Below are 14,021 nucleotides of genomic sequence, written 5' to 3'. Positions count from 1 at the left end.
GCCCGTCAATGGACTGAAGCGGTGCGCCCTTGACCACGCAGTCCGCCTTTGGCCGCCGCCTGCGGCGCTATTACGGCTGGTACACCGGCAGCTTCCTCGCGTTCGTCGGGCTGCTCGCGATCGGCGAACAGTTCGGCCTGTCGCCGGGCGTCATCGGGCACGTGTTCCTGTTCGCGACGATCGCGATCTATGCCGGCATCGGCGTGATGAGCCGCACTTCCGACGTGTCGGAGTATTACGTTGCCGGCCGGCGGGTGCCGGCGGTCTTCAACGGCATGGCCACCGCCGCCGACTGGATGAGCGCTGCGTCCTACATCGGCCTGGCCGGTACGCTGTACTTTTCCGGCTTCGAAGGCCTCGCGTTCGTCACCGGCTGGACGGGCGGCTTCGTTCTTGTCGCGCTGCTGCTCGCGCCCTACCTGCGCAAGTTCGGCCAATACACGATTCCCGACTTTCTCGGTGCGCGCTACGAAGGCAATGTCGCGCGTATCGTCGGTCTCGTCGCGACGGTGCTGGCGAGCTTCGTCTATCTCGTCGCGCAGATCTACGGCGTAGGCCTGATCACGAGCCGCTTCGTCAGCGTCGAGTTCGAGATCGGCCTGTTCGTCGGCCTCGCGGGCATCCTCGTCTGTTCGTTCCTCGGCGGCATGCGGGCGGTGACCTGGACGCAGGTCGCCCAGTACGTGATCCTCATCGTCGCCTATCTCGCGCCGGTGGTGATCCTGTCGTACAAGGTCACCGGCGTGCCGGTTCCCCCGGCAGCGTATGGCAGCGTGCTCGACCGGCTTTCCGCCAAGGAGACCGAGCTGTTCGTCGAGCCGCGCGAAATCGAGGTCCGCGAACGCTTCGGCCAGCGCGCGGCGGATTACGAAGCGAAGATCGCCGCGCTGCCGGATTCGCTCGAGGAAGAACGGCGTTCGCTGATCGAACGCCTGAACCGGTTGCGCATCGACAACGCCGCGGCGCGCGAAATCGCGCACGCCGAACGGGCGCTGCGCGACCTGCCGAAGACGCCCGAGCAGGCGCGGGCGACGTGGGAGCAGGCGCGCGTCGAAGCTGCCGCGCGGTCGCGGCCGCCGCCCCGCCACGCCGAAGCGCACCCCGGCGACACGCCGGAGCAAAAGCGCGTCGCGCGCAACAACTTCCTCGCGCTGGTGTTCGTGCTGATGATCGGTACCGCCGCCTTGCCGCACGTGCTCGTGCGCTACTACACCACGCCGGGGGTCGTGGAGGCGCGGCGCTCGGTGTTCTGGTCGCTGTTCTTCATCTTCCTGCTGTACGTCACGGCGCCGGCCTACGCGGTGTTCGCGAAATGGGAGGTGTACAACAACCTCATCGGATCGAGTCTTTCGCTGCTGCCGAACTGGGTCGCGTCGTGGGGCAAGGTCGGGATGGTGGCGATCGAGGACATCAATGGCGATGGCATCCTGCAGCTGGCCGAACTGCGGCTCAACACCGACGTGATCCTGCTCGCGACGCCGGAGATTGCGGGCCTGCCGTACGTCGTGTCGGGGCTGGTCGCGGCGGGCGGACTCGCCGCCGCGCTATCGACCGCCGACGGGCTGCTGTTGACGATCTCGAACGCGCTCTCGCACGACTTCTATTACAAGGTCGTCAATCCGCGTGCGTCGACGCAGCGCCGGCTCGTGATCGCGAAATCCCAGCTGCTCGTCGTCGCGGTGATCGCGGCGTGGGTCGCGTCGATGCGCCCCGACAACATCCTGTTCATGGTCGGCCTCGCGTTCTCGATTGCCGCCGCCGCGTTCTTTCCCGCGCTGGTGCTCGGAATCTTCTGGAAGCGCGCGAACCGCCCCGGAGCGGTCGCGGGCATGCTTGCCGGGCTCGTCATCACGCTGTACTACGCGGCGCGCACCCATCCGTTCTTCGGCGGTTCGATGACCCAAGCCTGGTTCGACATCAACTCGATCTCGGCCGGCGTGTTCGGTGTCCCGCTCGGCTTCGCGATGATCGTGCTGGTGAGCCTGCTGACCCGCCCGCCGTCCCCGGAGATCCAGGATCTCGTCGATTACATGCGCTATCCGCGGCTCCCGGTGGAGGACAGCGAGGCGCAGCCGGACTCGGTCGCAGTGCGACGCCGGAGTCAGAGCTGAGCCGCGATCATCCTTCGGACGGCCCCGCCTCGATCAGCCCGCGGCTCTCGAACTGGTAATAGGCTTTCAGCACCGTCGAGGCGCTCAGGTGCTAGGACCGGCACGCCTGGCGCACCGACGGCAGCCGTTCGCCGGCCCGCAGCACGCCGTCGCGGATGCGCTGTTCGATGTCCAGCGTCAGGCGGTCATAAAGATTCATCCGCTTCCTCGTGCTCGCCGTGTTTTCGCGGGCGGCTCCCCATCGAATCACAATCTTCCAGCCGGCGATCGCGACGTTTTTTATCGCGGCCCCCCGACCCGCGACCGCTGGCCACCAGCCATTCGGCCAGCGCGTCGCCCGGCATCGGCCGCGCGTAATGGTAGCCCTGCGCCTCGTCGCAGTTGAAGATGTGCAGGAAGCGGTCGATGTCCTCGCTTTCGACGCCTTCGGCGATGACCTGCAGCTTGAGAGTGTGCGCCATGCTGACGATCGCGCGCACGATCGCGGCGTCGTCCGGGTCGGTGGCGATGTCGCGGACGAACGACTGGTCGATCTTGAGCTTGTCGACGGCGAAGCGCTTCAGGTAGGCGAGGCTCGAATAGCCGGTGCCGAAGTCGTCGATCGACAGGCGCACGCCGAGCGATTTCAGCCGTCGCAGCGTCTCGATGACGGATTCGGTGTCGACGAGCAGCAATGACTCGGTCAGTTCGAGTTCGAGCCGCGCCGGATCGAGGCCCGACAGCGACAGCGCCCGCACGACGCTGCGTTCGAGGTCGCCGCGCCGGAACTGCACGGCCGACAGGTTGACGGCGATGGTCAGCTCCGGCAGGCCCTGCCGCGTCCAGCGGACGGCCTGCATGCACGCTTCGCGCAGCACCCAGTCGCCGATCGGGACGATCAGGCCGCTTTCCTCCGCTGCCGGGATGAAGCGGTCCGGCGGGACCAGTTCGCGCTTGTCCCAGTGCCAGCGCAGCAAGGCTTCGACACCGACGACATGTCCGCTCGCGAGGTTGATCTGCGGCTGGTAATGCAGCAGGAACTCGTCGTTTTCGAGCGCGCTGTGCAACGCCGTGCGGAGCTGCAGCTGTTCGACGGCGTTGGCATTCATCTGCTCGGTGTAGAAGCGCCACGTATTGCGGCCGGCGCGCTTGGCCTGGTACATCGCAGTGTCGGCGTTCTTCAGCAGGGTGTCGAAATCCTCGCCGTCGTCGGGCCAGATCGCGATGCCGATCGACATCGTGTTCGTCAGCTCATGGCCTTCGAGTTCGAAAGGGCGGGTCAGCGTGTCGAAGATCTTCGCCGTCGCGCTGTTGATCGCCTGCGGATCGCGAATATCGGTAAGCGCGATCAGGAACTCGTCGCCGCCGAGGCGGCTCACGGTGTCGGTCTCGCGCAGGCACTCGCGCAGCCGCAGCGCGACCCCTTGCAGCAGGCCGTCGCCGACCGGGTGGCCGAGCGTGTCGTTGATGGTCTTGAAATGATCGAGATCGACGAACAGCAGCGCGACTTTCGCGTGCGCGCGCTCCGCCCATGCGGTGGCCAGCGCGAAGCGGTCGCGGAACAGCACGCGGTTCGGCAGTCCGGTGAGCGCATCGTGATGGGCGAGATACTCGATGCGTGCCTGGGCTTCCTTGCGATCGGTGATGTCGTGCACGAACGTGAGCACGTGTTTCTCGCCGTCGATGTCGATGTATCTGGACGACAGGCTGACCTGGCGCACTGCGCCGTTGCGCTCGCACCCGAGCGTCTCGAAATCGAGCACCGAACCGTGCTGCCGGAGCATTTCGAGCCAGCGCTGGCGGCTCTCGGGATCGGGCCACAGGTTGGTCTCGACCGAAGTCTTGCCGATGAGCTCTTCCCGTTTCCAGCCGAAATGGAGTTCGTACTTGTCGTTCACCTCGACGAATCGTCCGTCCTCGACGCGCGTGATCGCGACTGCGAACGGTGCTGCCGTCATCGCGATCGAAAATCGTTCTTCGCTGTTTCGCAGCGCGGTTTCGGTGGCGCGCAACTCGGTAATGTCCTGGATCGCACCGCACACGCGCACCGCGCGGCCTTCCCGGTCGTACTGGAGGTGACCGTTCGCGCGCGCAATGCGCAGCGCGCCGTCGGCGCGGATGAGGCGGAATTCGCTGACATAGGAACACTGGTTCCTGACCGCGCCCGCGAACTCGCCGGCGACCCGCTCGCGGTCGTCCGGATGAACGTGCGCGAGGAAGGTCGCGCCGCTGGGGGTGACCTTGCCCGGCGCGTGGCCGAGGAGGCGATCGGTTTGCTCTCCCCAGTGAAGGACGCCGGCCGGGAGTTGCCATTCCCAGTACCCGACGTGTGCCAGCAGGGTGGCCTCGGCGAGCTGGCGGCGGCTCTCCTTGACGGGCGTGATGTCGTGAAAAATCTCGAACTTGCTGAGCGTGCCATCGGGATTGCGGAACGGCATTTCGAACAGGTCGTAGCTGCGCCCGCTGGGCGCCGTCCATTCCGCCTGCAGCGACGCGCCTGCGAACACCGCATCGTTGTTGCACCACGTACAGGCTTCGCTGCGGCCGTGGAGGTATTCGAAGCACTTGCGTCCGGCCGGCGCGCCGAACTGGCGTTCGAGCGCCGGGTTGAAATACTCGATGACGTGATCGGCGCCGACGATGTACGCGCCGTCGGGCAGCGCGTCGAGAATGCCCTGCAGGCGCGTGCGCTCGGCCGCGAGCACGGCGACTTCGGTCTGCGCGGTCTTGACGCGGTTGATATCCGTGTAGGTGAGCACGACGCCGTCGCGCACGCCGCCTTCGCCGTGAAACGGCAGCATGCGTTCCAGGTACCAGCGGCCGCCGACGTCCACCTCGCGCTCCCGGCCTTCGCCGGTGGTGGCGACGTGCTGAAGATCGGCCAGGAAGCGCGATGCGTCCCCGGCGCGGTAGGTGATCTCAGCCAGCGGACGGCCTGCGTCCGAGGCGCGCAACGCGAGAACGTCTTCGACGGCGGCGCTGAAGCGGCGCACGCGCAGCCCGGCATCGAGAAACACGGTGCCGATCTTCGTGCTCGCGAGCAGGTGATCGTAGTCGCGGTTCAGGTTTGCCAGCGCTGCATTGCGGTCTTCGAGTTCGCGGTTGAGGATGTAGAGGTCTTCATTGACCGACTTCAATTCCTCGTTGGCGCTCTGCAGCTCCTCGTTCGACGCGGTCAGTTCCTCGTTCGTGAGATCGATATGCTCATGGCTGTTCTTGAGCTCGACGATCATCTCGTGCAGCCGTTCGCGGGTTGCGAGCAGCTCCGCTTCGAGCTCTTCCGGCGTGCCTGCGCCGTTCGCGGGAAGCGCGTGGGGGAGCCCGACGCTGCACGCGCGTGGCAGCGTGGCCGCCTGTTTGCGGTAAAGCTTGCTCGAACGATCGACCGTCATGAAGGCGCGCGCCGCGTGTTCGCCGACGGTTTCGCTCGCGCTCTCGCTCTCGAGTCTCTTATCCTGTCTGACGGGTGGCAGTGCCGGTCGGGCAGACGCGGCAGGGCCAGGTCGGGCGGTCGGGCCAAGTGCCCGGAGATACGGTCAATGTCAGGGCGGTGACGAACTATCATGTAGAGTAAAAATATGACAGAAATATAATGCATCAGGTCGATTCCGCGCAGAACACCTCGCATGGAACCGGCACTAGTGTGCATTATTTTCCGCACGGGTAACGTTCAGGATTTGGCAGCGGGACACGGAATCCGGCTTTTTGTGCGTTCGAGCCTTTCTTTGCTGCTCCGGTTGAAATTCTTACAGCAGCTGTCCGGTTGCCGTCCGACGACGCGTCCCGATGCTTGGCGCGACCAGCGCTGCCATAGGCCCCCGTTTTGCTTCTGCGCCCACGACGGAGTCACATGGGCCGTGGCGACACTGTCGAACGGAGGCCGGGAATGCACTTGCTCAAGCTGCTTCACTTCGCGGCGCTGCTGGCCTGGTGCGGCACGCTGCTGTACATGCCGGCAATGATCGCCGCAGGCACGCATCACAACCAGCCGATGTTCTACCGTCACCACACTCATCTGATGAGGCTGATGTTCACGCTGGTTTCGTCGCCGGCGGCGCTTCTCGCGATCGTTTCCGGGACTTTGCTGTTTCCCGGCGCCGCCGCGCTCGAGCCGTGGCTGATCCTGAAGCTTTCGGTCGTCTGCCTGCTGGTGGTCGGTCATGCGTTGTGCGGCGTCCTGATCCTGAAAATCGAGCGTCGCCCGGAGGGAAGGATTCGCCGCTATTGCACGCTCCTCGGCAGCGTGTTGACGGTCCTGCTCGGCGTCACGCTGTGGCTGGTGCTGGCCAAGCCGCTATAGCCCGGTCGAGTCCTCGATGGCCGCCTTATGACCGAGTTCGACGCCCACCGCGTGCTCATAGACCAGCCGCCCGCCGAGATAAGCCGCGAGGCCGATCGTGCCGGCTGTCAGGAGCGACAGGTAGAGTTCCCACGCGGCGAGCTGTTCGGCCCCTTCGCGGTAGCGCATCGCCCAGTTCAACGAAGCGAGCGAAAGCATCATCACGGCGATCACGGCATGGCACCACGCGGTGATCTTTTCGCGGATGCGCTCGACCAGCAGCAAGTCGGCGACACCGAGCAGGCTCGCGATCCAGCCGCCGCCCGCGCCGACGCCGGCGAGCCACAGGCCGGCGCGCGCCCAGAACGGATCGCCGCTCACGAGCCACGCGACATCGGTCGCGACGAGCCCGATGAGTGCTGCGACCGGAAAGTGGATCAGCATCGGGTGAAGCGGGTGGCCGCGCAGCGCGGCGCGGCTGACGATCGATTCGGCGCCGGAGTCGGCAGGTACGGGCATCGTGACCTCGCAGGGAAACGGGGGACAGCCGTGCCGATGCGATCGGCGCCAGCCGCTGCGCTGGCGGTGCAATCGGTGCTCCCGGTGCTTGCCGTGCCGTGGCTCGCCGCGTGCGAAGGGCCGCAATCGATCCTCGACCCGGCCGGCCCCGCGGCGCGCGACGTGACGCTGCTGTGGTGGCCGATGCTGATCGTCGCCACCCTCGTGCTCGTCGGTGTCACTGTCGCGTGGATCGTCGCGATGCTGCGCAGGCCGCGCGACTTCAGCCCCAATGAGGCGAAACGGATCAGCAGGCGGTGGGTCGTCAACGGCGGAATCCTGCTGCCGACGGCAAGCATCGTGCTGCTGCTCGGGTTCGGAGTTCCCGCCGCAGACCGTATGCTGCCGCGGCGCGACGAAGCGCCGCTGCGCATCGACGTGACCGGTCGGCAATGGCAGTGGGACGTCGCGTATCCGGGCGGCGGCGCCGTGCTCGTCGATGAACTGCACCTGCCGGCGGGTCGTCCGGTGCATCTCCACGTCACCAGCGCCGACGTCATCCATTCCTTCTGGGTGCCGCGGCTCGGGCCGAAGATCGACGCGGTGCCCGGGCGCACCAACGTGCTGCGCCTGCAGGCCGACGAGGCGGGATCGTTGCGCGGCCAGTGCTCGGAATTCTGCGGCACGGGGCACGCGCACATGGTGCTGAAAGTGCAGGTGCATAGCGAGGCGGATTTTTCCGCGTGGCTCGCGGAGCGGACCGCAACGGCGCCTGCGGGCGGAGATGTCCCGGCCGGCGCGGCTCCGGGCGGAGCCCTTCCTGCCCCCGCGCCTCCGGGGGCCGCGCGCGATGCGCCTCGCCTCGTCGCCGGCGCGGTTTTCACGCCATGATCGACGGCCGCCCCGACGAGCTCCACCAGCAGTTCGAAGAGGTGTGGGGCAACCCCCGCGGCTGGCGAGCGGCGACGATCGTGAACCACACCCGCATCGGCCTGCTGTTCCTTCTGACGGGCCTCGGTTTCTTCATCTTCGGTGGCCTGCTGGCGATGCTCATCCGCGCCCAGCTCGCGCTGCCGGACCAGACTTTCATGGACGCCGACACCTACAACCAGGTGTTCACGATGCACGGCACGGTGATGATGTTCCTGTTCGCCGTGCCGATGATGGAAGGCCTGGCGGTGTACCTGATCCCGAAAATGCTCGGCGCGCGCGATCTGGTGTTTCCCCGGCTGTCGGCGCTGGGTTACTGGTGCTACCTCTTCGGCGGGCTGATCCTCGCCGCGAGCCTGTTCCTGGAGCTCGCTCCCGATGCCGGCTGGTTCATGTACACGCCGTTGTCGAGCCTGCCGTACAGCCCGGGCGTGAATTCGGATTTCTGGCTGCTGGGGATCACGTTCGTCGAGATTTCCGCCGTCACCGCGGCGGTCGAATTGGTGGTGGCGATCCTGCGCGCCCGCGCGCCTGGGATGACGCTGCAGCACATGCCGCTCTATGCGTGGTACATCCTGACGATGGCGATGATGATCGTGCTGGGTTTCCCGCCGCTGATCCTCGGCAGCATCCTGCTGGAACTCGAGCGCGCTGCGGGAATGGCGTTTTTCGACGTCGCGCGCGGCGGCGACCCGATCCTGTGGCAGCACCTGTTCTGGCTTTTCGGCCACCCGGAGGTGTACATCATCTTCCTGCCGGCGGCGGGCCTCGTGTCGACGATGCTGCCGGTGTTCGCCCGGCGTCCGATCGTCGGCTACCGCTGGGTCGTCGTCGCGGTGCTGACGACCGGCTTCATCAGCTTCGCGTTGTGGGTGCACCACATGTTCACCGTCGGCATCCCGCATCTGGCGCAGGCGTTCTTTTCGGCCGCGAGCATGCTGGTCGCGATTCCCACCGGTGTGCAGGTCTTCTCGTGGCTCGCCACGCTGTGGCTGGGCCGGCCCGTCTATCACGTGCCGATGCTGTGGCTCTTCGGCTTCCTCGTGATATTCGTCGCCGGCGGGCTGACGGGCGTGATGCTGGCGCTGGTGCCGTTCAACTGGCAGGTGCACGACACCCAGTTCGTCGTCGCCCATCTCCACTACGTGCTCGTCGGAGGAATGTTCTTTCCGCTGGTCGCAGCGGTCTATTACTGGCTGCCGCATTTTTCCGGCCGCATGCCGTCGCCGCGCCTCGGGCGCTGGGGGTTCTGGCTGGTCTTCGGCGGCTTCAACCTCACCTTCCTCGTGATGCACTGGACCGGGCTGCTGGGGATGCCGCGGCGCGCCTACACGTATGCGCCGGGGCTCGGCTGGGACGTTCCGAACCTGGTTTCCTCGATCGGCAGCTTCATCATGGCGATCGGCATCGCCACGGTGCTCGTCGACGTGCTGCTGCACTTTCGCTTCGGCGTGCGGGCCGCGCCGAATCCGTGGCACGCCGATACGCTCGAATGGGCCACGCGGCTGCCGCCGACCGCCTACAACTTCATCAGCCTGCCGAGCGTCGATAGCCGCTACCCGCTGTGGGATCGCCCGGACCTGGTCAAAGAGATGGCGCGCGGCGAGCAGGGCCTGGCGACGGTCGCGCACGGGCGCCGCGAAACCTGGGGCACCGATGCCGTGACCGGCGAAGTGCGCGAGATCATCCACTTGCCCGGCAACACCTGGCTGCCGTTCGCCGTCGCGCTGGTGCTGTCGGTGGTGTGCATCGGGCTGCTGGTGAAAGCGTATGCCGTGGCCAGCTTCGCGACCGTCGTGGCGGCGATCCTCGTGCTGCGCTGGTCGTGGGAGAACGGCGCCCACGAAGAGTCCGGCATGGGAGTTCCGGTTTCGACCGGCGACCCGCCGTTGCACTGGCGTACCCACAACGGCCCCGGACGCTGGGGCATGGGCGTGACGCTGCTCGCGGACGGCGCCCTCTATGCGGCGCTTCTCTTCGGCTGGTTCTACCTGTGGACCGTCGCCCCGCAGTGGCAGGTGCCGGCGCAGTCTCCGCTCGACGCTCGCGGCATGCTCGCGAATGCGCTGCTGCTGAGCGCGGCAACGCTGTGGCTGCGGCGGGTTCTCGCGGCGCTGCGACGCGGCTCGGACAAGGGGCTGCGCGGGCAGCTCGCCGCGATCGCGGCGCTCGGCCTGCTGCAGTCGGCACATCTGTTGTGGCTGATGTACACGTCGGATCTCGCACCGAAGGCGACGGCCCACGACGCAGTAATTGTCGTCGTCCTCGGCTACGGCCTTTTCCACTGCGTCCTGGCGGGAATCGCGACCACGCTGCAGGCGTGGCGAGTCCATTACGGCTATGTCGATCGTGCCGCGCCGTACGAGCCGATCGTGCTCGGGCAGCTCTGGTATTACAACCTCGGCGTGGTGTGGACTGCCTACGTCGCCCTGGTGCTGTTTCCTGCGACGTGGGGAGGCGGCTGATGACGTGGCTTTACCATCCGCTCCAGATTCCGCTCGGCCTGATCGTGTGGGGCGTGTGGTTCATCGCGCTGTACAGCGGCCTGTCGGTCGGTTGCGCGATCGCGCCGCCGGACGTGGCAGCAGGGCCGTGGAACTGGCTCAACGCCGTGCTGGGTGGCGTGTCGCTCGCCACGGTAGCGCTGCTGCTCGGCTTGTCGGCGCTGTGCTGGCGGGCGTCGCGCCGGGTCGGCCAGAACGAGCGGGCGAAGCGCTTCATCGCACGAGTCGGTGCGAGCGTGCATCTGGTCGCGGCGCTGGCGACGCTGTTCATCGCGCTGCCGATCGTGGGCCTGCCGCCATGCGTCTGATCGCGGCGTTTGTTCTGGTGACGCTACTCGTCACGGTGCGGCCGGCCGCGGCGCACGCGCTTGCCGGGTCGCTGCCCGCAAGTTTTCCGCTGCTTCTGATCGCGGCGTTGCTCGGTGCGGCGTGCGGGCTCTACGGCCTCGGGGCGCGACGCGTGCCGCCGGGCCGGGTGCAAGCGACGTGGTTTTGCGCCGCGATGGCGATCGGCGCGCTGGCGGTGTTCGGACCACTGGACCGCTGGGCGGAAAACAGTACGGCGCTGCACATGGTGCAGCACATGCTCCTCATCGTCGTGGTCGCGCCGCTCGGAGCGCTGGCCGGCCCATTGCCGCAGTGGAGCGCCGCGACCGGAACGCTGTTGCGCCCGCTGTGGGGGGCGATCCAGCGCTGCGGTCGTCATCCGCTCGCGGCGGCGATGGTGCACGGCGTGCTGATCTGGCTGTGGCACGCCCCGCGCCTGTACCTGCTCGCGCTCGACGATCCGTGGTGGCACCTGGTCGAGCACGTGTCGTTCGTCGCGAGTGCGTGGCTCTTCTGGTGGGCCGTCCTGCGTGGCCGCCGGCTCGCTCCGGCGCTGCTCGCGATCCTGCTGACGCTGATCCACACCGGGCTGCTGGGCGCGTTGCTGACTTTCGGCAGGGTATCGTTCTACGGCGACGCACGCGCGCTCGAGGACCAGCAGCTGGCCGGGCTCATCATGTGGGTGCCGGGCGGTTTCGCCTATCTGGCCGCTGCTGGCTGGATCGTGTGGCGCCGGCTCGGCGAAGAAACCGCGCCTGCCGCGGTGCCGGCGCGGGATTGAAGGGGGAGGGCGTCGCCAGCTGTCGCGACCGAGCAGCGTCAGCCACCGGGCGTCGCCAGTCTCGACCAGCGCTCTCCCGCTTTCGCATAGCGGTCCCACGCGCCGTAGTGACTTTCGACTGCGCCGCGCGGCAAGGCCAGCGCGACCAGCAGCAGACCGATGATCGAAACCGTCGCGGTACCGAGGCCGGTATAGCCGTCGAGAAGCCAGGGCGCGAGCAGCAGCCAGGCGCCGAAAGCGGCATTGATGAAGCGCAACGGCCGCGCGACTTCGGCGAGCGCCATGATCGAAAAGGTGATCACCAGCGCGCCGACGACATGATCGTTGTCGGCCGCGGTGCCGGTCGTGTCGAACAGCAGCCGGCTGAGCATGAGGACCGCGCCGAGGACGATGCTGAGCGCCAGCGTCCACGGTACGGTCACGCCGCCCTTGAGCATTTCGCGCAGCACCACCGGAGCGCGTTCCTCGAAATTGTCCGAATAGTCCGCGCTGCCGCCCTCGATGGTGTCGCCGTGCAGCAGCACGTGCCACAGCCACTTCCCTTGCCGGCGGCGCTCCTTGAGAAACTGGAGAGTCGCGAGAATCTCGTCGAAGGAGTACGGGATTTGCAGCAGCATCGCCGCGGCGGCGACGAGGCACAGCGTGCACCACGTGCCGATCACGACCGGCTGGATGATGATGAAGAAAATGCTCACGGCGCCGAGCGGGACGATCAGCACGCCGAACAGCAGCACCAGCCACGGCAGCGTGCGCCAGCGCCGCTTGTCGCCGATGATGCCGGTGACGATCTCGAGCACATAGACGGCACCGCCGAGTCCGGCGTCGGAAACCGGCCAGGCTTCCGAAACGGAAGACGTGATGATGCGTTCGGTGCCGTCGCCGAAGAACGGATCCCACGCTGCGGGGATATGGCCGAGCTGGAACGCGGCCAGATAGCGCGAGATGAACAGGCCCACCAGGGCCAGCGCGATGATCGGGATGCGCTGGTTCCACGACGACGGGCTGTAGTCCCAGCCGGGAGGCGTGTCCGGCCCGGCGAGACGCGCAATCGGGCCGACGCCCGGTGTCGAGGGCACGCCGACCGCGAACAGGATCACCAGCGCGCCGACGAGCGTGTCGTTGGCATAGGCGACGGCGCTCGGGCTCCAGAACACCAGCGGCGCGAACAGCAGCCAGGTGCCGAGAGCAGCGGTCGCCCAGCGCGCCCACGCGATGCGCCGCGACAGCGAGGCCAGCGCGAAGGCGGTGATCAGCAGTCCGCTGACGATGTCGCTGGCGGTCATCCAGGTGTCGGAAAGGACGAGGCCGCGCTCGTTGGGGGCGATGAGTTCGCCGGGCTCCATCCAGCGATCGGCGAGCCCGAAGATGAACGGGCACGAAACGAGCCACAGCCCGAGCGCCGCGTTCGCGAAGTGGCACCAGATCGTCTGCCGGTGTTCGCGCCGATCGAGCGCGTCGTATTCGGCGAGGAGCTGCGCTTCGGGCTGCGGCTGCGCGGCCAGATCCTCGAGCCACAGCGGCAGCGGAATGCGGTTCGCCTTGTACCACGCGGCCGGACTTTGCTTGAGCCGGCCGATCATTTTCGGCAGGACCCGGCGCAGGCTGTGCTGCGGCCGCCAGCCCAGGAGCTCGGTCGCGCGCGAGATGTCGAGCTCGTAGTGGTCGTCCGCGAGCCACACCATGAACGGCTGGATGAAAGGCTCGATGCCGCGGTCGATTGCGTCCGGAGTGACTTTTTCGACAACGTCCTGCGCCCACGCGCCGGTCGCTGCGACGGGTTTCGGTATCCGGCGCGTCCCCCAGGGCTCGCCGTGGATGAGCTGCCCGATCAGGTTCTGCAGCGACTCGTAGCTTTCGGTCACCGGCTCGCCGATGAGCAGCGTGGTTTCGTCCCCCAGCCCATGGCGTTTCTCGACGACGAGCCGAAACGCCTGAGCGACGTCGTCCAGATGCACGAAAGCCTGGCCGTGGGTCGGATCACCGGGGAAGACGTGGCCGAGCATCTGGCGCTCGTAGATGCGCTGGATCTGGTAGGCGAGGGACGGGACTTCGCAGTCGTCGGTGTAGACGCCGGCAATGCGCAGGATCACGGCCGGAATCTGCCCGCGTGCTGCGAGCACGGCCTCTTCGGCTTCGAGCTTCGATTGCGGGTACGGCCACTTCGGCGCGAGTTCGCTGTTCTCGTCGATCGGGGCGCCCGGCTCGGTTGGCGCGTGGACCAGCATCGTGCTCGCGTAAACGAACTGATCGACGTCGAAATCCTGCAACGCCTCGAGCAGCCGGCGCGTGCCCTGCACATTCACTTCGTCGTATTTCGGATCCGGCTCGCCGGAAAAATCGTAATAGGCGGCAAGGTGAATGACCGACGCGATACGCGTGCCATGACGCTCGCGAAGGGTGCGGCAGGCTGCCGCGAGCGCGTCAGCCGAAGTAATGTCGACGTCGATGCAGTTGGCCGCCTGCTTGCAGTCGCGCTCGAACCCGACGACCGTGAAGCGCTCGCCGAGCTCCGCACCGATCGCGCTGCCGAGCCGGCCTGCCGAACCGGTGATGAGTACCAGCGGTTTCGTTGACGCCATGAAACCCTCCTCGCGATCGGCACGCACAAGACG

Annotated in this window: 10 protein-coding genes; 6 read left to right on the top strand and 4 right to left on the bottom strand. The window is 67.0% G+C overall.

Annotated features, from left to right (window positions below):
- Positions 1 to 29 precede the first annotated feature (29 nt).
- The gene (locus EBN1_RS00495) at positions 30 to 2,111 is read left to right on the top strand and encodes a sodium:solute symporter family protein (protein ID WP_011235951.1); all 2,082 of its coding nucleotides are present in this window, start codon (positions 30 to 32) and stop codon (positions 2,109 to 2,111) included.
- 91 nt (positions 2,112 to 2,202) lie between these two features.
- On the opposite strand, the gene EBN1_RS00490 is transcribed toward EBN1_RS00495, so the two are convergent.
- Complete coding sequence (locus tag EBN1_RS00490) at positions 2,203 to 2,310, bottom strand: GntR family transcriptional regulator (RefSeq protein WP_241762784.1); 108 nt, start codon at positions 2,308 to 2,310, stop codon at positions 2,203 to 2,205.
- Positions 2,297 to 5,482, bottom strand: a complete 3,186-nt coding sequence (locus tag EBN1_RS00485) for an EAL domain-containing protein (protein WP_049780126.1) — start codon at positions 5,480 to 5,482, stop codon at positions 2,297 to 2,299. The genes EBN1_RS00490 and EBN1_RS00485 overlap by 14 nt, the downstream gene beginning before the upstream one ends.
- Positions 5,483 to 5,976: 494 nt before the next feature.
- Here EBN1_RS00485 and EBN1_RS00480 point away from each other — a divergent pair, with 494 nt between their 5' ends.
- Positions 5,977 to 6,390, top strand: coding sequence for a CopD family protein (locus tag EBN1_RS00480; RefSeq protein ID WP_041645375.1), 414 nt, complete (start codon positions 5,977 to 5,979; stop codon positions 6,388 to 6,390).
- Here EBN1_RS00480 and EBN1_RS00475 read toward each other — a convergent pair.
- Positions 6,385 to 6,888, bottom strand: a complete 504-nt coding sequence (locus tag EBN1_RS00475) for a DUF2231 domain-containing protein (RefSeq protein WP_011235948.1) — start codon at positions 6,886 to 6,888, stop codon at positions 6,385 to 6,387. The two genes, EBN1_RS00480 and EBN1_RS00475, sit on opposite strands and share 6 nt — an antisense overlap.
- Positions 6,889 to 6,924: 36 nt before the next feature.
- On the opposite strand from EBN1_RS00475, the gene coxB reads away from it, so the two are divergent.
- The 4 genes from coxB to EBN1_RS00455 are packed head-to-tail and all read left to right on the top strand — an operon-like array spanning position 6,925 to position 11,409.
- Positions 6,925 to 7,758 carry a cytochrome c oxidase subunit II gene (gene coxB, locus EBN1_RS00470; RefSeq protein WP_083782912.1) on the top strand — a complete coding sequence of 278 codons (834 nt, stop codon included), beginning with the start codon at positions 6,925 to 6,927 and terminating at the stop codon, positions 7,756 to 7,758.
- Positions 7,755 to 10,262: a cytochrome c oxidase subunit I gene (gene ctaD / locus EBN1_RS00465; protein ID WP_011235946.1), complete on the top strand. Its 2,508-nt coding sequence runs from the start codon at positions 7,755 to 7,757 to the stop codon at positions 10,260 to 10,262. The genes coxB and ctaD overlap by 4 nt, the downstream gene beginning before the upstream one ends.
- Positions 10,262 to 10,609 carry a hypothetical protein gene (locus tag EBN1_RS00460; RefSeq protein WP_041645373.1) on the top strand — a complete coding sequence of 116 codons (348 nt, stop codon included), beginning with the start codon at positions 10,262 to 10,264 and terminating at the stop codon, positions 10,607 to 10,609. Before ctaD ends, EBN1_RS00460 begins: the two co-directional genes overlap by 1 nt.
- Positions 10,600 to 11,409 carry a cytochrome c oxidase assembly protein gene (locus EBN1_RS00455; RefSeq protein ID WP_041645370.1) on the top strand — a complete coding sequence of 270 codons (810 nt, stop codon included), beginning with the start codon at positions 10,600 to 10,602 and terminating at the stop codon, positions 11,407 to 11,409. Before EBN1_RS00460 ends, EBN1_RS00455 begins: the two co-directional genes overlap by 10 nt.
- 38 nt (positions 11,410 to 11,447) lie before the next feature.
- On the opposite strand, the gene EBN1_RS00450 is transcribed toward EBN1_RS00455, so the two are convergent.
- Positions 11,448 to 13,988, bottom strand: coding sequence for an NAD-dependent epimerase/dehydratase family protein (locus tag EBN1_RS00450; RefSeq protein WP_011235944.1), 2,541 nt, complete (start codon positions 13,986 to 13,988; stop codon positions 11,448 to 11,450).
- Positions 13,989 to 14,021: the final 33 nt, after the last annotated feature.

Source organism: Aromatoleum aromaticum EbN1, assembly GCF_000025965.1.
Taxonomy (GTDB): domain Bacteria; phylum Pseudomonadota; class Gammaproteobacteria; order Burkholderiales; family Rhodocyclaceae; genus Aromatoleum; species Aromatoleum aromaticum.
The sequence above is the reverse complement of the archived record's forward strand: the minus strand, read 5'-3'. Positions and strand labels throughout refer to the sequence as shown.